The organism is Legionella qingyii, from assembly GCF_003990155.1.
Taxonomy (GTDB): Bacteria; Pseudomonadota; Gammaproteobacteria; order Legionellales; family Legionellaceae; genus Legionella; species Legionella qingyii.
The window spans coordinates 37,746-57,803 of the sequence record NZ_RZGX01000023.1; the positions used below are offsets into that span (position 1 = coordinate 37,746).

Here is a 20,058-nt window from a genome sequence, read left to right on the forward strand (position 1 = left end):
CAATTAATCGAGCTCAACCTTTAAGAAAAAACTTATTTTATAAATTTAGATATGAAATCCATCAGCTAAAAATAACTTTGGAAAAGGACTGATTTTTAATCAGAAGTATAGGATTAAATATGGAATTATTATGGAAGAAAAAAGCATCATTGAAGTCACTCTAAATACTCAGGAGAAGCAAAAACTAATACATGAGTTTAACGAGATTGTATATGACCCTTCAGGAGGAGAGCGTTACATCCAATTGCTCCGGAAAAAAATATACAAAGTTTTACCAGAAACATTAATTAATACACTGACAAGTCAGCGCAGTGCCGATAAATTGGCTTCTGCAATAGTAGTTAACAATGTTCCAATCGATGAAGCCATTTATGGAAGTCCAGACTTCGAACAAACAGGCAGATTATTTAAATCAGGAACCCTTAGTGAAAATATTATTACCGCCTTTGCCTCTCTAGTAGGTGAACCTTACTCCATATATTTCGAGGGGCAAGAACTTGTTAACAATTTAACCCCACAGAGAAAAACTCGATTTGATTATACTGGCTTGGGTTCAGAAGTTGAGCTTGATTTTCATATTGAAAATGCAGCGTTACAGTATATTTCTGAGGATGATTATTCCCCATCGGGTATATTCTTTCTAGGTATTAGAGTTGATGAAACCATTGAACCAACAAAAACATTCATCGCTGATACTCGAAAGGCCTTAAAATTACTAAGCACCTATGATTTGAAGATTTTATATGGCGCGAATTTTTATTTAAACCTCCCCTATCGCTGGCGAGAAATTTTCTCACATGACGCCATGGTAAAATGCTCTGTAATCAGAGGTACATTGAATAAACCTCGCATAAGTGTCGCTTTTTACTCGAATATGATACTACCAATAAATCATGCAGCTAAAATGGCGTTAGTTCATTTTCACCAGGCAGTCAAAGAAACATCTGAGGCCATTCAAATTACTCCGGGAAAATTAATCTATGTGGATAATCGTTTCACTCTGCATGCTCGAGAACGATTTACGCCAACCTACGACAACCAGGGTTGTCCTTATCGATGGATCCAACGCATCTTTGTAAGCCCCAGTTTATGGGCATTCAGGAATTTTCAAACTGTAGGAGGAAGAGTCTTTCTTCCACATTCTAATAAAGGAATACACAATCATGTTTTTTCACACATCACAGAAGTTGCCTAAAGGACTCTTTAAAGCATGTGTTGTTCCTAGGCCTATTGCCTGGATCAGCACTAAAGATACTGATGGCAATCCTAATTTGGCACCTTTTAGCTATTTTAATATTGTCTGTGAAGACCCTCCTATGATTATGTTTGCCACAACCGGCTCACATGGCAGCGGGGGAGCCAAGGATACGTTAAAAAACGTTGAGGAAACCAAAGAATTTACCGTCAATTTAGTGAGTTATCGCAGTAAAGAGGCAATGAATATTACGTCACTAGATTTTTCACGAGGAATTAACGAATTTCATATGGCGGAGGTGGAGCATTTACCTGGGGAGCTCATCCAAACCTATCGCGTTAATGGGTCTCCTATTAGTTTGGAATGTGTTTATCACCAATCGGTGCAATTACCGACACCTAATGACTCGGGTTTAATCAACAGGATGGTCATTGCGAAAGTCGTTGGTATTCATCTTAATCCGGACATCTTAACCAAGGATAAACGAATCGATACCAACAAACTTAATCTCATCGCAAGAGTAGGATACAACGCCTACACCAAAGTCAAAGCACACTTCGAGTTAAACAGACCTTGCGGCTGCTGTGATAAATTAATGGATTAAACATAATGAATAAGAAAACAATCAAAATAGGTATTATCGGTGGAATGGGGCCTTTAGCTTCATCAGCATTTGTTGAAACTCTTTATACGGTCTATCTAAGCAAGCATACTTTAAAAAAAGAATACCATCCTCCTTATGTGTATTTATATTCAGAGCCCTTGCAAACTCAATCAACAGCACTGATGTCTGTTCATCAAAGTAAAGCGGAACTCTTAGCAAAGCTGGAAAATAATATAGCTTATCTCTTACAGCAAAATGTCGACTACCTTATTATTTGCTGCTTTACTGCCCATGCATTACTTCCCCAATTATTACCTGAGCACCAGGCTAAAATTTGCTCCCTTGTAACATGGGTTTTAGAACATGTACTTGCACAAAATACTCAATTTATCGTTCTTTGTGCTTCTTCCGCCAAAGAGGCACAGGTTTTGGAGAACCATCCACTTTGGGTAAAGGCAGCACGGCAAATTACTTTTGTTGGGAGTGAGGCGCAAACACAACTCAATACGCTGATTAAGGCAGTGAAGGACAATCTCGTGGATGCACCGCTACTTGATGAGTTTTTAGAATTTATGAGCCGATTTCCAGAGCACCAATTTATTATTGCTTGTGCAGAACTCCATATCCTCCATAAAAAACTCCAGGACTACTCTCAAATGCAATTCGCCAACGTGTTTGATCCCTTTTATCACGTGTCGCAAAATATCTGGGGTTGATTAGCATGAAAAAACTAGATTTATTCCCCATTACAAGAGCAATGCAAGCCATTTGCCCAAGTGTTATAAGTGATTTAAAAGCAAATTGGGACGAGACTTTGTCCTCCTATATAAAACAAGTGTGGCAAAAACCGATTTCTTGTGTAAGCCCATTAGCACGTCAATCTAGAGCGAAATTCTATTCGGCATTGAGGCTTTTCTTTGGTTCTAACTATATTAATTTTGAACTCGCTTTTTCTGAATTTGACCGCTATCCCATTTTGCAAACTGGACCACATTGTCAGTTGTACGCCAATGAGATTGACTTTAATGCCATCTTGATGAGTTGGATGGGAAGCCAACTCCATCAGCTAAACCATATGTTTATCTTAAATAGCGTGACACGAACATTACAATGGAGTAAACAGCAAGGGCCAGGCTGGCTTAACTTAAAGCAAGGGGTAATTAATTTATTTGCATTAACGCCAAAACAGATGTCCAAACTGAGTGTTTGTTCCTCCTACCCTCGATTAACTTATTGCATTGATAATTTCATCCGATATTTGACTCAAGCTGATTCTTTAGAAAAAAAAGGAATAGAAAAATTACTTACAACCATTGATTCCAATGAATATAAAGGATTTATTCCAGCATTCACCTTATCGAATCGAAACTTACTCACGCAGTGTGATCATGCCCAAGAAGTCCAGCCAGTGATCCTAAATGATAACTTCACATCACTTTTAGTTGCAGAACATTTACGTGATCCTGAAGGAATTATTTACCAGCTTATTTTTTCCTCTAAACAACGCAGTAAGTTGAACTATTTAATTAATCTCTTAATGCATGAAAAGAGTCATTTATTCTTAAAACAGGGGACAGAATTTTTTTGGGGCGTCAGAGACAATAAGATACGTGCATTAAGAATTGTGGATAATGTTTTTAAAGAAGAGACAACCAATCTAAGTAAACAATTAAAAATACCATTAGATCCTCAATCTATTTGTGAGGCCCTTATCAATGGGCAATTAATTCCCAATATCTTTTTAAGTTTTCTAGTTTTATGCCTTATGCCCCAAATTCGAGTATTGGGTGGAACGCGACAAATTGCTTATCTTCCTTTAATCCAAAAAATCTTTGGCGAGCTACTCGGTCCGAATGTTGTTGATGAACAAGAGCTCCTGCAAGAGATGTTAAGTAATGATTTAAACGCATGGGGGACCAACTTTATTCAGGATACGTCTACACCCCTTGAATGGCTTGGTCGTTTATCTTCGGGAAAGGAGCTCTCTTCTCTCAGTACTTATTATCTAGATAAATCGGTATCAGAAATTACCCAAGAATTAGCAATTTTTAAGGAACATCCACTATGGAAGCATATGATATAAACTCATCTCCTTGTTTACTCGTCATCGGGGCACGAGAACATACATTACAAAAACTTATGACAATGCAAGTTCAATTTGTGCTGATTCAGTCGCAACTTGATCCTTTAACTGAGTATTTGGTTGAAAACATCGTATTCGTTGATACTTATGAGAATCTTTCTGAAATAAGTCAAATAGCAGAAAATTTACATCAAGCTCACCATTTTAGAGCGGTTGTTTCTTTTACAGAGTTTGGTTTATACCCGGCAGCATTAATCGCTGAACAATTGAACATTAAAGGCAATGCAGTATTTCCAGTGGATCATACACGCGATAAACTTAAAATGCGCTGTTTACTTAAGAAGCATCAGCTTGACTCCATTGTCTATCAAAACTGCCGCACTTTAGAAGATGTATATGCCTTTTATGAGCAAATAAAGGCTCCTTTTATCCTCAAACCTGCTCATGGCGCAGGAAGTCAAGGTGTTTTTTATGTTGACGCCGTTGAAAATATCACTAAAGCATGGAATTGGGCTACACAGCTCGACAACCAAGAGCTTATTGCAGAAGAGTTTCTTTTAGGTAAAGAATACAGTGTGGAATCCTTAAGTTTGGATGGGCAACATCAAATCATTGCCATTACTGAAAAGCTTACAACAGAAGTTCCCCATTTTATTGAATTCGGTCATTACACTCCTGCTCGCCTAACTCCAGATATGCAACAAAAAATACAGCAAATTATGCTTCGATTTTTAGATATTATTCAACACCAAAATGGTCCGGCGCATACTGAAATTAAAGTACATCAGGGTGAAATAAAAATGATTGAATCACAAACCCGAATGGGAGGCGATCAAATTTGGGAGCTAACCGAATTGACCACAGGAGTGGATGTCATTTCTGAAACGGTGCTCCATTTATTGGGATTATGTCAAAAAACAAGGAATAAAAAAGAAAATGCCGCTGCTGTTTTATTTTTTGCACGAGAATTTGAAGAAATTCTTGATATTAATGGCCTTGAGTCTGCAAACAATTTACCTGGAATTGTTCGTATTCATTGTACCCTGAAAAAAGGTCAGAAGTTTGGGAAACTAAGCTCTTCTCAATCCAGACAAGGATATATTTTAGGAACAGGACACGATATTGATGAAGCGATTTCTACAGTGCATTTGGCTATGAAACAGGTACAAATAACAACAAAAGTTCACCATGATTAGGGAAGTACTATGTCAGAATCTATGTATCTTAGTGCAACTCGATCAGGTAGAGCATTTTTTAACATTTCACTCTTTATAATCGCTTTTTTTATCATAAAATTAGGGCAATTTTTGATCGTACCTTTTTTAGCAATTTACTTGAACTATTTTTCACTATCGCCTATTTCTATAGGAGTTATTATTGCTTCCGGACAATTAAGCCACAGTCTGACAAGCATATTCATAGGACATCTATCTGATCGCTACCCTCCGCAGCAATTATTCATTATGACTTTATTTGGAGCAGGAATTGCCTATGAGGCCCTTTATCTAAGCCAATCTTTAGTGTGTTTTATTGTGTTAAATACCATCCTCGGCGTATTTCGAGCTATTTTTGATATTGCATCGAAAACGTTGTTAGCCACCAGTATCAATGAACAACAGAGAAGCGTTGCGTTTGGTTTACGTTATGCTGTTTTAAATTTAGCGGCGGCTTTAGGCCCATTATTCGGCGCACGTTATGCTGCTGAACAATCCACTCAGCTGTTTCAGCTCATCGCATACTGCTATCTTTCTACTGGTTTTTTATTGTCAATCTTCTGGTCAAAAAAGAACAATCTGCAGCTCTCAAAAGACTCTCATAGCTCCAAAAGCGTCTCCATCACAGATACCCTGCAACTTATCGCAACAAACACATCTCTGAAAAGACTCTTCCTCATTAGTTTCATCTGTTACAGCATGTACTCCCAAATAACCTCTTCGTTAGCCCAATATATTGTGCAACAATTTGACGATGGCGTTGTAGTGTACAGTAACATGCTAATCGTCAATGCAATAACCTGTGTTTTGCTGCAGATTTTTATTGGACCTCTTCTCCAAAAAGTAAATTATATGTTGCTTGCATCTATAGGGTTATCCTTATTAGCTATAGGCTTTATGGGATTTTGCTTTGCCCAAAATAGCTTAACACTGAATTGCTCCATGCTGATTTTATCCCTGGGCGAGGTGATCTTTTTCCCATTGAATGATGTGTTTCTTGCTAAAATTACACCACCTCATGTGATGGGTAGCTGTTATGGTGTTCTTAATGCCTCTGCAATTGGTTTGGCGGTTGGACCCATTTTAGGAGGTGCAATCTATCAGTTAGCTGACTATTATTCTTTATTTTTAATCTGCTCAATAGGTTCTCTACTTACGATTTTTCTTTATAGAAAATTGGTTGTTTTGAATGATACTGATTGAAACAACAAAAGTAAAAAGTAAAAAAGTCCCCAAAGTCCCAACATGAACAATTTATACTGGGACTGTTTTAACCCGGTATTAATATGGGTGCCCCACTCGTCCCTTTTGTCCCAGCATTTTTTACAAGTCTACAATAGATTGAACCAATCAATCCTCTTTTGCAGATTCATTTAATTCAGCCTCAATTTCTTCAACTGTCGGTAAACTACCTTTCAAATCAGTTGGAATTGATTTAGATAAGGTATATTCTGAAACACCTATAGGAGCACTAATGTTTCGCAATGCATATTCTGCAATGACTTTATTTTTCGATTTACATAGCAAGATTCCAATAGTTTGATTATCGCCGGGCTTTCGTAATTGATCATCAACAGCTGCTAGATAAAAACCCAACTGTCCGGTATGTTCTGGTTTAAATTTCGTATTTTTCAATTCGATGACAACAAATGCTCGTAATTCGAGGTGGTAAAACAATAGATCAACAAAAAACTCTTGATCATCAAAGGTTAGGGGGACTTGAGAACCCACAAAGGCGAAACCTTGGCCGAGCTCAATGAGAAAGTCACGAATATGGGTGATTAAAGCATTTTCAATACCACGTTCATGGGCTTTGCCTTGAATGGTCAGAAAATCAAAATTATAGGGATCTTTTAATATTTCATTGGCTAAATCGGATTGTAATTCGGGTAAATGCTTGTGGTAATTGGAGGTTTTATTGCTGGCAACGGCTTGACGTTCATATAATCCACTTTCGATCTGCATTTCTAGGATTGAGCGTGACCAGCCATTTTTGATGGTTTGAGTCGCATACCAATCACGCGCCGTATCATCTTTGACCATTTGCATTAAGCGGCTAATATGGCCCCAAGGTAATTGCGACACAGCTTGTGTCGTAATTGAAATATCGGAATATAGCGTGGCAAATTGCTTCATACGCTGTAGGTTTCGCACTGAAAATCCCTGCATTTCAGGGAATGCCTCACGCAGGTCATGCGAAAACTGTTCTAAAAATCCAGTACCCCACTGATGATTTTTTTGTTTCTCGATTAAATCAGTACCAAGCTCCCAATAGAACTTGATCAACTCACTATTCGCAGCAAGTGCTGCGCGAATCTGAGCTGCTTGTAACCGTGTTTTAATATCGGTTAAAAAATGCTTGTAATCTTGGTTTAAGCGTAATGCGTCATCTTGAACTTTAATTTCTTTACTCATGAACTGCTCCTTGTTGTTGGATTGCTATTAGTGTTGAGGATGGTTGGACACCCATACACTTCAAAAAATAATCGGTAATCTGCTGCATTGGTTTTCTCAGCCGTTCAACATCGGTCACGATGTACCCAGCAGTGATATCACCGTTCATTTTATGGTTCATCAAACGCTTTAAAGCATAAGCTGAGATATCCAGTCCCTCAGCAATAGTAATAAACGTTCGTCTTAAATCATGAACCGTAAAATGAATGCCTGAGAGCTTAGTTACATTGGCCATTTGCTTACGTGGCTCAATAATGTGACCTGCGGCTCCCGTGCCAGGAAAAACATACTCATTTATCCTTTTTTGGCTGCGTGATAATAGCAGTTCATAGAGGTAGGTAGAAAGGGGAAGGGTATGAGGCTCATGGTTTTTAGTATCAAGTACAGTTAAGGTTTTAGCGTTGAGATCCACTTGATCCCAGCGTAAAGTGGCTGCTTCCTGACGGCGCAATCCTGTTAGTATGATTAACAATAAGTAATCTCGTAAAACTTCATTTTGTAGTTGTTGTACACCAAGGTACCAAGCCGCCAATTCATGAGCTTTAATAAAACTTTGACGACGCTCAACCCGATACCAAGCTCTAGTTTGTGATAAACGTTTTACCGGGTTTTCGGTAATTAATGATTTACCTTGTGTATCCTCGTATTGGCCGGCTGCAAAATTGAAAAGGGCGCGCAGTAGACGCATGGCTAAATTGGCGTAAGCCTTGCCATGCTCTTGCCCTAATTTTTTATGATGCTTTGCAACGCTGTCTTTGGTGATGGTCAGCAAGGGTTTATTAATCCAGCTTGCAAATCCTGTGGCTAATACCTTTTTGTAATTATAAAGGGTATTGTGTTTTAGCGATTTACGAACTTGAATGTAATCATTAAATACATCGTTTAAGGTGATTTGCCGCATTTTTTCTGCGCGCTTTTCGGCAACTGGATCTATTCCTGTGGCAATTTGTCCAAGTAGTTTTTGGGCTTCCTTTCTTGCCATCTCAACTGTCAGTTCAGGATAACGGCCTAAAGTAATTCGGGACAGTTTATTTTTTATGAGTTTTTCAACAAAAAAAGCCTTAGTGCCACCGGAGGTAACTCTGATACCAAATCCCTTCATTGCGTCATCGTAATATCGTTTTTGTGCCGTTCTTCCCTGAGTCGTTGAAACAGGCAAAGGTAGTTTATCAACGGCCGATTTTGTGATTTTCATTTTCCCTCTTATTCAAACGTGTCGAATATGTGTCGAAGGAATGATTAAAACACAATAAAAGTAATTGTGCTATAAAAAAAGCCGATAGTCCTTATAAACAAAGGGTTATTGAGATAATTTAAAAGTTGGTAAAAGTAATTAAAAGCCGTAATCTTATAACTGTTAATCATTAGGTCGCGGGTTCAAGGCCTGTCCGAGAAGCCAATCTCAGTCTGGGTTTTGGCGAACATCAATTAAACCTTAAATGAGTTCTTCATTGCTAACGAACTGATTGAAACCCAATACCCGAATGCAATGGACTTGAAACAAGATTTTTCAATAGCTCGCTAGAGTCTGTTGACAATTGCTTCATTACCCTAGTGAACAATACCCTCTCAGAATTTTTAATCTACAGTAATGTTTTAGCATTGTCGCTAAATCGATCTTCAAATCAGTCTTCTTTGATAAGACTAATATTCATTGAGTTTCCCTCAATATCTTTTGATATAACGCTGACGTTAAGATTATCTATAAGAGCATTAATTTTCTTCTCAGTAAAAGGAGTTATTAGAATTCCTTTTTTAATAGCCCAGTTATTGATTTTATTTGATATTTTATCCAGAAATCCTTTTGTTTTAGGGTATAAAAGTACATTCAAAAAAATTGTGCCTTTAGGTTTTGTTACTCGCACCAGTTCGGCTAAAGATTTTTCAACTTCTGGGAAGCAATGAACTGAATTTGCAATAGAAACCGAATCGAAAAAGTTATTTTCATAGGGAAGAGATGCGGCATCTTCTTTTTCAAGAATAATATTTGGGTCTCTCTTAAATCTTTTTTTGGCTCCTGCAAGCATAGATTCTGCATAATCAAAACCATAGATGACATCATATTTTACATTTTTTAATTTGAGCCATTTTAAGATAACATATAACAATGAGCCAGAGCCAATAGCCGCTTCAAGATGAATTCCCTTTATGTTTTTACTAAAAAAGCTAATTTGATTCCATAAAGTCGCTTGATAAGCAAATGTGAGTATAAAGAGGCCTCTTAAGTCATAAAACCACGAAGGAGAATCATACGCCTTATTAACTTCTTCAGCTGTTTTGCTTTTGTTTACCATGCGACACCCATTCAAAAAATGAGATCTACCAAATTCATAATAGTCAACGAGCAATCACTATGCAAATTATTTGCGCCTTAAAAGTAATAAAGAATTAAATTGATGAGTAAGGGAGTTTGACTAAACTCCAATACGAATCCAAAGCTTAAAAATTAAACTAGAACAGCACCAAATCCAGAGTATCCTCTTCATTTTCATCTAAAGGAACATTTGAGAAATTATTAATTAAGCTTCTGAATATATGTATTAAAGAGACAATAGGAATAAGAGCAATGGTTAATGCTAAGGCCAGCGAATGTCTTAACACTTCAAGAGGAATTGCAATTGCCCAGGCTATTCCATTAAGTATGGGTGTATTTTTTCTCTCTTCTAACCAGGTATCAGCAATTAATTTACGTGCTACCAATGGAAAAATTAAAAAATCCAATGCCCCTTTGATCCCTGTTTTACGATTATAAACAGCATAGATTTCGGAACCCACTATTACGGGGATCAGATAGGGACGAAAGAAAGCTGTCATTATTTGCTCAAACACAGTTTTTTGAGAAGCAGAAGGCGAGTAATCATAATGATCACCGACTAAACATACGTATGTTGCATCGATAGTTTCATACCAGCACAAATCTCTATTCCACTGTAATTGAATAAATTCATGAGTTAACAGATCGGGTATTTCCTCAGGCATTAATATATTTAGCAAAGGCTTGTTACGATAGTTAATACCTGACGACTTGGATAAAGGGTTTAGCGCATTAAAAAAATGAGGCATACAGCTTTATTGCTTAATTTATTGATAAAATGACAAAATTATAGCAATCAATTCTAATAGATACTATATCTCGATTACTGCTTGCTAATCAAATGGGTATTAAGAGTGAAGATAATTTTGGGGTCATAGTTACATTAATGAAGCACAGTTCTTCTAATGCAACCAAGCGATCACAATAAATTTTAATAATGATTGTAATCAAAGTTTTTAAGCCAAATTCTAGCTTGTTCTAACTTCATCACGTTTAACTCAATATTTAATCCATATGCTACACTGTATAAGACTTTTGAGTTTATTGCATAGTTCGTGGATAAAGTAGTTCCAGTTTATTAAAAGAAACTGAAGAATCAGAATAAAAAATTCGATTAATGCATAGGTGAATATGCTAATTTTAAATTACGGAGAATAGTATGAAAATAAAAGGAATTAAAAGGGCTTTTATATCTACGTTCTTGATGTCAACGTTAATCGCAACATCTTCATTTGCCAGTTCAGAAGAAAGCGCCGTTGATAATAAAATAAATGCGGTTATTTCTCCCAAAATTTTTGAAAAAGCCAAAAATAATGAAAACTGGAAGTTAGCATTTATGACAGGTAAAGATGCTCAGGTTGTTTTTATGAGTATCACCCCCAAAACGAACCCCAACAATGAGATTGGGATGGAAATTCATAAATTTGATCAGGTCATATTTGTTGTTGAGGGTCAGGCAAAATCTGTTCTCAATGGAAAAAATGCAACGGTTACAGCAGGTGATATGATCTTTATCCCTCAAGGAGTTCCTCATAATTTTATTAATCTTAATGCAAAAAAACCATTCAAAATAATTAGCGTCTATTCAGCTACTGATATCCCTGAAAAGGCAGTATATAAGCACAAATCTGATATGCCACGAGAGTAACTTAGTGGCATTTCGCTCCAGACTTATTTCTCATAGGAGGTTTGTCGTTTATGCAACATAAAGAACATCATCGAATTGAACGAATTGGCTGGTTACGTGCGGCCGTCCTGGGCGCGAACGATGGCATTATATCTACAGCGAGCTTGTTGATTGGTGTTGCTGCTGCCCACACGCCATATAATGGAATACTTATAGCTGGGATTGCAGGATTAATTGCCGGTGCCATGTCAATGGCTGCAGGTGAGTATATATCAGTAAGCTCTCAAGCAGATACAGAACAATCCGCGCTACAACGTGAAAAGAAAGAACTTGAGACAAGCTTAGCGAATGAAATAGAAGAGTTAACCACAATATACATCAATCGTGGATTAGAACCCGCTCTTGCAAAAGAGGTTGTAAAACAACTGATGGCTAAGGATGCATTAGGTACACATGCTCGAGACGAGCTTGGCATTACAGAAATATCGAGTGCACGTCCGCTTCAGGCAGCAATGTTTTCAGCCTGCAGCTTTACTTTTGGTTCATTATTACCTCTATCAATCATATTTATTGTTCCCAGTACCTATCTTATTCTAACAATATCAGTGATGACGGTTCTATTTTTGGCATTACTCGGAGGAGTTGCTGCACAGGTTGGTGGCGCGCGAGTACTATTAGGATCAGTACGTGTTGTCGTTTGGGGAACACTAGCGATGGTTGTGAGTGCAGGGATTGGTTCATTGTTGGGCATAACCGTATAGATTAATTCTTATCCTCGCTTTAACCAACAACTAACGACCACAACTTGATAAGCAGGGCTGTTAATGATTAGGTCACCAGTTCGAGTCTTCTGCTAAAACCAATCTTAGCTAACTCTTAAGAGTATTTTTTTCTTCTTTACTGTTCTCATCAGAATATTGACTATCGATTTCTTGAATTTTCTCTTGTAAATTGGAGCGCCAAATACTGTTTTTAATCAGTTGACCATGTCTCTGTTGGGTCTCTTCTTTTCGCGTTTGCCAATCTTGCTGCCATTCTTTGCCTTCCCAAAAAGGAGGAACAGGCTTTAATGTGGTTACCTCAGAGTTTGTTTCAAGCCTTACAAACTTAACCGTATCTAGAGCAACTTTAGAAAATTCGGGACCAAATTCTGTTGCTAATTTATAGACTCTTCGTAGTTCTGTGAGCGTGACCCATTTATCGATAGGCCCCTCATCTCTTTGAGCAATTTGTTTTGGGTCATAACTCTCATCACTTTTTCCAACTACAAAAATTAAAGGAACTATTGGTTTACCTTCTTTTTGCCTCTTATAATTTTCAACAATTAAGTCGTTAATAATAAACTTAAAATAATTATATATAGAATAGGGGTTATTATTGGTTAGATCTGTGTTTTTGGTTTCATAATTATCAGAATGAACTGCATTTATTCCATTGCTTTTATTGAATGCATTACAGACCTCTTTATAGTTATATTTACCAAAACCGAATACAACAACTTCAGAACTGTTACCACATAGCTCCCTTATAGAATCCTCATCAATTTTCATATTAATCAATCAAAAAGTGAGATTAATGTAATTATAGATCAATAATTAATCTTTTTTTAATGAGAAGTCCGTGTTAACACCTCTTTATTCTTAGCCTAAAGGGGGTATTGGAATCCAACTTTTATGCGGTATTGCATGCCCCATCAATATGATAATAAATGAACTTCGTCTCATAACAAAAAACAAAGTTGACTTTTTTTGGACATTTTGGTCTACTGACTTTGATTCAACTTTATTCAAAGTTGAGTCAAAGAAGTATATATGGAAGGTTACAATTGCTTAGAATATTGCTATTAGTAGAGATACCCCTATCTGTTGCATGTTCTCCCTATAAAAAAAATACAAATCAAGAGTGCTGTCTGTGTATGGAAATTTAAACTAATGACACTCAAAGCTGTTGTGCCTGATGGAAATTTGACGAGTACCGTCTTCTATTAAAAAGCGGAATCTTAATAAAAACCAATCAATTGATTTTAGAAGCAAGTCACTGAAGATAGAAGATGGAGCCAAGAAATTAAGGATAAAAAAAAATGATGTCGAAAATTAGACTATTTAATCCTTCACTTCCGAAAAATAGCGTATCTGTTATTAAAGAAGTGCATGCAGAAAATAAGCCAAGCCTCATCAAAGGATCTTATACTGGTCAGAGATGGCGACACAAAAGCATGGAAAAAACCTTAGATTGGATCACTGATTTAAAAAAATCAGAGGAATTACACCGTATAGCACAAGATAATTTAAACCTATGGGCTAAACATAAATCAGCTTCACCAAAGTTAGTTGAAGTCATCCACAGAGATTGGGGGCTTGCAGCGCTTGAAGCAACCAAAAAATATGGCGTATTTTACTCGGTACTCAATATGGCAAGTCCGATGTTCCCTGGGGGGGCTGCCTTAGAAGGAGGAAGTGCCCAAGAGGAAAATATATGGCATCGAAGTAACTGTGCTCAATCTTTATTGGACAATATTATTTATTTAGACAAAGAAGCTAAAGCATTTTGCTACCGTGACACAGCAAAAAAGCTTTTAGAAGCCAAGATAAAAATGACTGAGGAAGAACGTGAGACATTGAAAAAACACGGTGGAGAAACGGACTCCCAAGGATATAAAGTATTTTTTAGCCCGGAACCCAGGGTATGTTTCAGAGGGCCTGAAATATCTTTTCCCACGGCTCCTGATGACTTTACACATGTACGCTATGTTGCAGATAGTGACATGAGTTATGCCTTTCTTCCTGAATCAGATATTTTCCCATTTTATGAATTAAGATCAGCTGCGCCGCAACTTCCCTCCACACCCCATGACTTGGATCTTGAAACCGAGAAACAATATATAGCGGATCTAAGAAGACGCATTGCCGCCCAGCTCGATACATTAATTCTTGCAAATCAACCCAATGCAATTTTAGGTGCCTGGGGTTGTGGTGAATTTAAAAATGATCCTCAAATAGTAGCAAGGGTATATAGTGAAGAAATTGAGAAACGAGCCCATTTCTTCGAGCATCTTGTGTTCCCAATAATTAATACCGGCTCACACAATAACTATGCGATATTTAATCAACAACTCTCGGGCATAAAACTTGGAAATACACTTTCTGTTGGTTCAGATTTAAGCCTTGATTAAATGATTTTATGACATATCAAAAACCGTTTTAAAAGCATGTCCATCCAAACCGCTAAATGTTCAAAGACTGAAACTTTAGCGGTGTCTTCATTATATCTGCCTTAATTCAAGCTACACTTGTTATATAACCTTATTTAAGGAAATAGTAAGAATGAGTAGCAAAGCACCCGTTGTAATTGGTGACGTGAAAATTAAACCTGGTACCCGCAAAACTGTTTTATTACCCATGCCCAAATTATATGACTGGACTCCCATCAGTTTGCCAATACATGTCATTAACGGGGTGGAAGAAGGACCTTCGTTATGCATTACTGCAGCCATTCATGGCGATGAAATCAATGGAGTTGAGATCATCAGACGCTTCTTGAAAAAAAAGGGGCTAAAAAATATGAACGGGAATGTCATTGCGATTCCTATTGTCAATGTATACGGTTTTTTATACCAGGAACGATACTTAATGGATCGAAGAGACTTAAATCGATCATTTCCTGGCAGTTCAAATGGTTCACTGGCCTCCATTCTTGCTAAAATTATCAGCAAGCAAATTTTATCTCAATCAACTCACGCCATTGATTTACACACTGGCTCCAATCATCGCTTTAATTTACCGCAAATTAGAGCAAATCTTGATATGCCAGGTGTCGAAGAATTGGCTCACGCTTTTAATGTCCCAGTCATTCTGCATTCAACATTTAGAGATGGTTCAATGCGGGAATATGCGAATGAGCAGGGCATTCCTATTTTGGTTTATGAGGGAGGAGAGTCTTTGCGTTTTGATGAATTATCCATCAGAACAGGTATTAATGGAATTTTAAGTGTTATGGGGGCCTTAGGAATGATTCAACCAGGGCGATACAGAGTAAAAAAATGTACCCCTACTGTATCCAGGAACAGCTATTGGATAAGAGCACCCATAAGTGGCATTTTAAGACACATTAAAAAATCAGGAGATCGAGTCACCAAAGGACAAGTAATTGCGGTTATCGCCAATCCAACCAGTACGGAAGAATACAAATTAAAATCACCACTTTCTGGCATTATTATTGGTGAAAATATGCTGCCGCTTGTGCATTCAGGACAGGCTTTGTTTCATATTGCCAGCTTTGAAAAATTAACGGTGGTTGAAGAGCAGCTGGGTAATTTGCAAGAAGCATTTGATCTGAGTGATTATGAAGAGTGACTACCTCAAAAATAATCCAGCCACAATCGTAATAATGCAGTGACCGCTTGTGGTGATTCCATAGGTGCCATGTGGCCAGAGTCCTCAATAATCGCTAATTTGGCATTGGGAATTTTGCCTGCCAACTCGGTATGAACGGCCAGAGAAAAATTTTTATCTTGGCGTGCATGAATGACCAAAGTAGGCATTGCAAGTGATGCAAGGAACGAGCTACATTCTTCGCGAGCTAACAGGATTTTTTGCTGAGAAAGAAAGGCCTGTTGACCAACACTTAGAAACATGGAAAGCACTTCCGCCTTAACCCGGTTATCGTACACATAATGATCTGCAAGTGCCGCAGCAACCGTCTGAAAATTTCCCTGCTCAACTTTTTGTATCATTTCTATTCTTTTTTGATGTTTTTCTTCAGAGTCTTGTTGGGCAGAAGTATTCAATAAGCATAATTTTAAAATGCGCTCCGGAGCCCTCCTGGCAAGTTCCAATGCCAACCATCCACCCATCGAATGTCCTGCCAGAAAAAAACTCCCTTCAACATGGTTTAACACCGTTTGGAGCAAATCCTCAGTAGTATTCCCATGAACGAGTGGAATGGTTTGACAACTCACCAGATCTTGCAAATGATGTGTTTGATAAGCCCATACGCGATGATCCGACAAAACCCCAGGTAAAAAAACCAATCGGCTGTTGGCGACTGTTGTTGGCTTTTCTTTTGCCGTTTTTATTATTGTTAGCGCATTCATCCGTTGCAGGTATTTAATTAATGTTTTTTTAGTTTAGGTGATAAGTTTAAATCCTGTAAACGTGTAATTTTCTATTTTTACTTATTTTAGATAACTAATTGTTAAATAAAGAAAATATATAAATTCAAGTCAATATGACCTTTTAAGACTCAAGTGATTTTAAAATAAAATGACCATCTTAAAATGATTCGATTAAATACTTTTTAATAAGAGGTTTTCGCACGAATTGCATCCGTTGGTCCAGCATGTGTTTTTTGCCATTTATGCTTATAATATATTATTGGTCAATAAATAATCATGGTGCATTTATATGGCTCAATCAAACTTAGAAAATACATCTTTGGCTTCGACAACAAACATTATTGATACAATGATTAAAGACCCTATTGGTGCTTTAAAAATTGCTAAAGAAGTAGTTTTGCAAGCTGTTGATTCTACTGGGGAAGATTATGAGGAAATGGCAGAGGAAATTAAAGATATAGTGAAAAATAAAAACTATTTCTCTTCATTAAACGTGGTTAATAATTATACTTATTATTATAATGCAATATCTAATTGGCCACCTGAGTGTAGTTTCGAAGAACAGCCAGCAGCGGCAGCGTTTCAATGTGCGTTATTAGATGAACTAGAAACGATATTTATTAGCCAGCTGAATGAAAATAAAGAGGGAATACTTCAAAAGATTGATTCTCTAGGTGATGAGAGCGCTAAAGAATCTTTTAAGGAATTATACGGTATTATAAATGGCGATGAGAAGGAATATGATTTTTTTGCAAAAAGAGAAGCTGCAATAAAAATTTCTAAGTTAATAAGCGATGTTGAGCATAATGAGCAAATAATAGTTAAATTAATCGAAAAACTTGATGAATATATACAGCAATTAGAACAGTTGGAGGTCCAACTTACTGATGAGTGTGTAAAACAACAAAAAAAACTAATCCCCCAAGATAGTAAAGCCTTACAGCTTGGTCTTAAAGCAGCAAATTTAGAATTGGCTATTGATAGCGCAAAGGACCTTAAAACAATCATAGAAAATAAATCATTATCACTCGAAAGAAGGGTCGATAAATTTAATGAGTTATTGACAGCTAGTGAAAAAAAATTTAATGAGGCTTCTACAAAAGTAAGCGAGGGTATTTTATGGGATATAGTTGAATTAGTTAAGGAATTAATTTTTCCAACTCCTCAAAAACCTAATAAAGTACAAGAATTTAAAAACTCCATTATGCAAATTAAAAAAACTGATCTAGATAATCAAGAGCAAGAGCAAGACCCTTCATGTTCGTCTAAATATGGTTCTAGCTAGCTTTTTTCACTAAGTCTGACGTCAGGCTTAAGGATTATGCGCGGAATTACAGATACCCTTCTCTAAGACGAAAAACGTTTTGTAAACCACAAAACCAAATCATCATCCAGACAAACCATAGCTCCCGGTGCAACAGTTTGCTCAGCATAAGTGACTCATTAATTCATTGGTTAACTCTCAAAATCGGAACAAAAAACATATTGGCATTGATCATTCATTACAGATAATATCAATAAAAAAAGAGAAAAACAGTGGATAAAATTATCCCTTTTTAATCCTAATGAAGGTTGTGTTGATGGCCAATAAATCTCTGGATACTTATTTAAACTTATGCACCCAGGTCTATGATCTGAGTAAGCCGCATCCGCCACAAGATGCTTGGAATTTCTATTTGAGTTATGCAAATGAGACCGAGGGGGATATTTTAGAGCCCATGTGTGGTACTGGGCGTTTTCTGCTTCCTATGTTGAGGGAAGGGTTTGCGATTGAAGGATTTGATGCCAGTAAATCGATGCTGGATGCGCTACATGCCAAAGCAAAAGTACAACAGTTAGAACCCAAGATCTGGCACGGGTATCTTGAAGAACTCTGCCAGGCAAAGCAATATGGATTAATCTTTATTCCGAGCGGTTCATTTGGCTTAATCATTGATATAGAGGCGATTAAACGGTCATTAAAAGCTATTTATCATCATTTAAAAAATGGGGGTATTTTCGTATTTGAAGCGGAAACCTCATATGCTGTTCCCAAAGAATTGGGGATTTGGCGTGGCTCGCGTTGGCATCGTGCCGATGGACAAACGATTTTGCTTAGTCAACTGGCCCTGGTTGAGGAGTCCATTTGTTACTCGATTGGCAAATATGAGTTAATTGAGGCAAATCAACTTATTAGAACTGAAATCGAGGAATATAAGATCCGTCTTTATGATGAGCCCTCTCTTTTACTCGACTTACTTCATGAAACCGGTTTTAGAGAAATTCGCTTGCTCAAAGCATTTGATAGGTCCGCATCGCCTGACGAACAGGATGAAACAATTCTCTATGAATGCAGAAAATGATTCAGCGCTTCTTTGGGCGCAAAACCATCTGAATCAACAGGGTTATTCCATACAAGGATCGTCTAAATTAATACAAAACACATCCTGGGCCAAGGTATATCAATTAGCCACAACAAGAGGCTATTTGTATTTAAAACAAATCCCTGAGTCATTTGCCATTGAGCCTAATTTATTATTATACCTGCGGAGTTTTTTCCCAGCCCTAGTGCCGGAAGTGCTTGCCCATAATCCAAATTTACGCTGTTTTTTGATGAGTGACCGAGGAACACCTCTTAAAAAACAATTGGCCATCAATTTTCAGGTTGATTTGGCCAGAGAAGCACTTAAATCCTGTGCGGAAATCCAAATGGGTCTTATAAGCCAAATTGATTCGCTACTAGCACTTGGAGTCCCTGATTGGCGTTTGCCGAACCTCCCTGAGTTATATTTCAAATTACTGGATGACACCGAGTTTTTGATCCACGATGGTTTCACCTCAAATGAGCGGCAACACCTCATCTCGCTGCACCCCAGATTTGCGGGGCTTTGTCAGCAGCTTGGCCAATATTCTATTCCAGAAACAATTGAGCATAGTGATTTTCACGAAAATAACATCCTCTGTCAGGCACAACATCTTACAATTATTGATTGGGGTGAAAGTGTTCTTTCCCACCCTTTTTTTTCGCTAATTTCTTTTTTGGTGAACATGATGCGCGCTCATCAAATGAATGATCAAAATAAAACTTATCGTCAATTACGTGATAGCTATTTGGGTTATTGGCACGCTTTTGAATCTCAGGAACGATTGTTAAATGCATTTGCTTTGGCAAAACGTTTAAGCCCAATTAAATACTGCTTAAGTTTTTATCGGTTAACTCAATGTCCAGGATGGCAAGCTGGCAAACGTCATCAAGGGCGAATAGCACATGTGCTACGCACATTCCTCCAGTCAGAATTAAAAACAGATACAAGTTAATACAATCGACTATTTACTTGGATGCCACGAACAAGCCCTGAGAGATGGTCACAAAAAGTGACCATTATTTTTAAAAAAAGAATAATTTTTTTTGAAGTGCATGAAGATATGTGATCCAATATATTTTCGACATTATAAGGGTTCACCATCATGCACT

Annotated in this window: 19 protein-coding genes; 13 read left to right on the forward strand and 6 right to left on the reverse strand. The window is 37.3% G+C overall.

Features of this window, described 5'->3' with window-relative positions:
• Positions 1 to 130 precede the first annotated feature (130 nt).
• Genes ELY20_RS14630 through ELY20_RS14655 form a run of 6 tightly spaced genes read left to right on the forward strand, consistent with a single transcriptional unit; the run spans position 131 to position 6,299 of the window.
• On the forward strand, positions 131 to 1,195 hold the full coding sequence (locus ELY20_RS14630; RefSeq protein WP_110143642.1) for a Fe(II)-2OG oxygenase family protein: 1,065 nt from the start codon (positions 131 to 133) through the stop codon (positions 1,193 to 1,195).
• Positions 1,164 to 1,799 carry a flavin reductase family protein gene (locus ELY20_RS14635; RefSeq protein WP_110143643.1) on the forward strand — a complete coding sequence of 212 codons (636 nt, stop codon included), beginning with the start codon at positions 1,164 to 1,166 and terminating at the stop codon, positions 1,797 to 1,799. The genes ELY20_RS14630 and ELY20_RS14635 overlap by 32 nt, the downstream gene beginning before the upstream one ends.
• 5 nt (positions 1,800 to 1,804) lie before the next feature.
• Entirely contained in the window at positions 1,805 to 2,515 is a 711-nt protein-coding gene (locus ELY20_RS14640; RefSeq protein WP_110143644.1) for an aspartate/glutamate racemase family protein, read from the forward strand.
• A gap of 5 nt (positions 2,516 to 2,520) precedes the next feature.
• Positions 2,521 to 3,882, forward strand: a complete 1,362-nt coding sequence (locus tag ELY20_RS14645) for a hypothetical protein (RefSeq protein WP_110143645.1) — start codon at positions 2,521 to 2,523, stop codon at positions 3,880 to 3,882.
• Entirely contained in the window at positions 3,864 to 5,078 is a 1,215-nt protein-coding gene (locus ELY20_RS14650; RefSeq protein WP_110143646.1) for an ATP-grasp domain-containing protein, read from the forward strand. The genes ELY20_RS14645 and ELY20_RS14650 overlap by 19 nt, the downstream gene beginning before the upstream one ends.
• A 9-nt stretch (positions 5,079 to 5,087) precedes the next feature.
• Positions 5,088 to 6,299: an MFS transporter gene (locus ELY20_RS14655; protein ID WP_110143647.1), complete on the forward strand. Its 1,212-nt coding sequence runs from the start codon at positions 5,088 to 5,090 to the stop codon at positions 6,297 to 6,299.
• A 147-nt stretch (positions 6,300 to 6,446) separates the two neighbouring features.
• On the opposite strand, the gene ELY20_RS14660 is transcribed toward ELY20_RS14655, so the two are convergent.
• The 4 genes from ELY20_RS14660 to ELY20_RS14675 all read right to left on the reverse strand — a co-directional run bounded on the left by ELY20_RS14660 (position 6,447) and on the right by ELY20_RS14675 (position 10,613).
• Complete coding sequence (locus ELY20_RS14660; RefSeq protein ID WP_110143648.1) at positions 6,447 to 7,511, reverse strand: PDDEXK nuclease domain-containing protein; 1,065 nt, start codon at positions 7,509 to 7,511, stop codon at positions 6,447 to 6,449.
• On the reverse strand, positions 7,504 to 8,745 hold the full coding sequence (locus ELY20_RS14665; RefSeq protein WP_110143649.1) for a tyrosine-type recombinase/integrase: 1,242 nt from the start codon (positions 8,743 to 8,745) through the stop codon (positions 7,504 to 7,506). The genes ELY20_RS14660 and ELY20_RS14665 overlap by 8 nt, the downstream gene beginning before the upstream one ends.
• A 430-nt stretch (positions 8,746 to 9,175) precedes the next feature.
• Positions 9,176 to 9,844, reverse strand: coding sequence for a class I SAM-dependent methyltransferase (locus ELY20_RS14670; RefSeq protein ID WP_110143650.1), 669 nt, complete (start codon positions 9,842 to 9,844; stop codon positions 9,176 to 9,178).
• A 157-nt stretch (positions 9,845 to 10,001) separates the two neighbouring features.
• Complete coding sequence (locus ELY20_RS14675; protein ID WP_110143651.1) at positions 10,002 to 10,613, reverse strand: hypothetical protein; 612 nt, start codon at positions 10,611 to 10,613, stop codon at positions 10,002 to 10,004.
• 410 nt (positions 10,614 to 11,023) lie between these two features.
• Between ELY20_RS14675 and ELY20_RS14680 the strand changes: the two genes are divergently transcribed.
• Both ELY20_RS14680 and ELY20_RS14685 read left to right on the forward strand, forming a co-directional pair.
• Positions 11,024 to 11,512 (forward strand): cupin domain-containing protein, encoded by a 489-nt coding sequence (locus ELY20_RS14680; RefSeq protein WP_110143652.1) that lies wholly within the window; start codon positions 11,024 to 11,026, stop codon positions 11,510 to 11,512.
• Between the two features lie 50 nt (positions 11,513 to 11,562).
• Positions 11,563 to 12,252, forward strand: a complete 690-nt coding sequence (locus tag ELY20_RS14685) for a VIT1/CCC1 transporter family protein (RefSeq protein ID WP_110143653.1) — start codon at positions 11,563 to 11,565, stop codon at positions 12,250 to 12,252.
• Positions 12,253 to 12,360: 108 nt separating this feature from the next.
• Here ELY20_RS14685 and ELY20_RS14690 read toward each other — a convergent pair whose 3' ends face one another.
• The gene (locus ELY20_RS14690; RefSeq protein ID WP_110143654.1) at positions 12,361 to 13,041 is read right to left on the reverse strand and encodes a hypothetical protein; all 681 of its coding nucleotides are present in this window, start codon (positions 13,039 to 13,041) and stop codon (positions 12,361 to 12,363) included.
• 530 nt (positions 13,042 to 13,571) lie between these two features.
• On the opposite strand from ELY20_RS14690, the gene ELY20_RS14695 reads away from it, so the two are divergent.
• Both ELY20_RS14695 and ELY20_RS14700 read left to right on the forward strand, forming a co-directional pair.
• A complete protein-coding gene (locus ELY20_RS14695) occupies positions 13,572 to 14,663 on the forward strand; it encodes a poly(ADP-ribose) glycohydrolase domain-containing protein (protein WP_110143655.1) in 1,092 nt (363 codons plus the stop codon).
• 151 nt (positions 14,664 to 14,814) lie between these two features.
• Entirely contained in the window at positions 14,815 to 15,843 is a 1,029-nt protein-coding gene (locus tag ELY20_RS14700; RefSeq protein WP_110143656.1) for a succinylglutamate desuccinylase/aspartoacylase family protein, read from the forward strand.
• Positions 15,844 to 15,848: 5 nt separating this feature from the next.
• Here the strand turns inward: ELY20_RS14700 and ELY20_RS14705 are convergent, their stop codons facing one another.
• Positions 15,849 to 16,583, reverse strand: a complete 735-nt coding sequence (locus ELY20_RS14705; RefSeq protein ID WP_110143657.1) for an alpha/beta fold hydrolase — start codon at positions 16,581 to 16,583, stop codon at positions 15,849 to 15,851.
• Between the two features lie 310 nt (positions 16,584 to 16,893).
• Between ELY20_RS14705 and ELY20_RS14710 the strand changes: the two genes are divergently transcribed.
• The 3 genes from ELY20_RS14710 to ELY20_RS14720 all read left to right on the forward strand — a co-directional run bounded on the left by ELY20_RS14710 (position 16,894) and on the right by ELY20_RS14720 (position 19,901).
• Positions 16,894 to 17,889: a hypothetical protein gene (locus ELY20_RS14710; RefSeq protein ID WP_110143658.1), complete on the forward strand. Its 996-nt coding sequence runs from the start codon at positions 16,894 to 16,896 to the stop codon at positions 17,887 to 17,889.
• A 295-nt stretch (positions 17,890 to 18,184) separates the two neighbouring features.
• The gene (locus ELY20_RS14715) at positions 18,185 to 18,946 is read left to right on the forward strand and encodes a class I SAM-dependent methyltransferase (RefSeq protein ID WP_110143659.1); all 762 of its coding nucleotides are present in this window, start codon (positions 18,185 to 18,187) and stop codon (positions 18,944 to 18,946) included.
• The gene (locus ELY20_RS14720; RefSeq protein WP_158618892.1) at positions 18,915 to 19,901 is read left to right on the forward strand and encodes a phosphotransferase; all 987 of its coding nucleotides are present in this window, start codon (positions 18,915 to 18,917) and stop codon (positions 19,899 to 19,901) included. Before ELY20_RS14715 ends, ELY20_RS14720 begins: the two co-directional genes overlap by 32 nt.
• Positions 19,902 to 20,058 lie beyond the last annotated feature (157 nt).

What these genes read in the sequence shown, in the direction of transcription:
- ELY20_RS14715 (WP_110143659.1), top strand. Translation starts at nt 18,185, where the DNA reads ATGGCCAATAAATCTCTGGATACTTATTTAAACTTATGCACCCAGGTC.
- ELY20_RS14685 (WP_110143653.1), top strand. Translation starts at nt 11,563, where the DNA reads ATGCAACATAAAGAACATCATCGAATTGAACGAATTGGCTGGTTACGT.
- ELY20_RS14700 (WP_110143656.1), top strand. Translation starts at nt 14,815, where the DNA reads ATGAGTAGCAAAGCACCCGTTGTAATTGGTGACGTGAAAATTAAACCT.
- ELY20_RS14680 (WP_110143652.1), top strand. Translation starts at nt 11,024, where the DNA reads ATGAAAATAAAAGGAATTAAAAGGGCTTTTATATCTACGTTCTTGATG.
- ELY20_RS14665 (WP_110143649.1), bottom strand. Translation starts at nt 8,745, where the DNA reads ATGAAAATCACAAAATCGGCCGTTGATAAACTACCTTTGCCTGTTTCA.
- ELY20_RS14640 (WP_110143644.1), top strand. Translation starts at nt 1,805, where the DNA reads ATGAATAAGAAAACAATCAAAATAGGTATTATCGGTGGAATGGGGCCT.
- ELY20_RS14650 (WP_110143646.1), top strand. Translation starts at nt 3,864, where the DNA reads ATGGAAGCATATGATATAAACTCATCTCCTTGTTTACTCGTCATCGGG.
- ELY20_RS14660 (WP_110143648.1), bottom strand. Translation starts at nt 7,511, where the DNA reads ATGAGTAAAGAAATTAAAGTTCAAGATGACGCATTACGCTTAAACCAA.
- ELY20_RS14630 (WP_110143642.1), top strand. Translation starts at nt 131, where the DNA reads ATGGAAGAAAAAAGCATCATTGAAGTCACTCTAAATACTCAGGAGAAG.
- ELY20_RS14720 (WP_158618892.1), top strand. Translation starts at nt 18,915, where the DNA reads ATGAAACAATTCTCTATGAATGCAGAAAATGATTCAGCGCTTCTTTGG.
- ELY20_RS14655 (WP_110143647.1), top strand. Translation starts at nt 5,088, where the DNA reads ATGTCAGAATCTATGTATCTTAGTGCAACTCGATCAGGTAGAGCATTT.
- ELY20_RS14695 (WP_110143655.1), top strand. Translation starts at nt 13,572, where the DNA reads ATGATGTCGAAAATTAGACTATTTAATCCTTCACTTCCGAAAAATAGC.
- ELY20_RS14690 (WP_110143654.1), bottom strand. Translation starts at nt 13,041, where the DNA reads ATGAAAATTGATGAGGATTCTATAAGGGAGCTATGTGGTAACAGTTCT.
- ELY20_RS14645 (WP_110143645.1), top strand. Translation starts at nt 2,521, where the DNA reads ATGAAAAAACTAGATTTATTCCCCATTACAAGAGCAATGCAAGCCATT.
- ELY20_RS14705 (WP_110143657.1), bottom strand. Translation starts at nt 16,583, where the DNA reads ATGAATGCGCTAACAATAATAAAAACGGCAAAAGAAAAGCCAACAACA.
- ELY20_RS14675 (WP_110143651.1), bottom strand. Translation starts at nt 10,613, where the DNA reads ATGCCTCATTTTTTTAATGCGCTAAACCCTTTATCCAAGTCGTCAGGT.
- ELY20_RS14710 (WP_110143658.1), top strand. Translation starts at nt 16,894, where the DNA reads ATGGCTCAATCAAACTTAGAAAATACATCTTTGGCTTCGACAACAAAC.
- ELY20_RS14670 (WP_110143650.1), bottom strand. Translation starts at nt 9,844, where the DNA reads ATGGTAAACAAAAGCAAAACAGCTGAAGAAGTTAATAAGGCGTATGAT.
- ELY20_RS14635 (WP_110143643.1), top strand. Translation starts at nt 1,164, where the DNA reads ATGTTTTTTCACACATCACAGAAGTTGCCTAAAGGACTCTTTAAAGCA.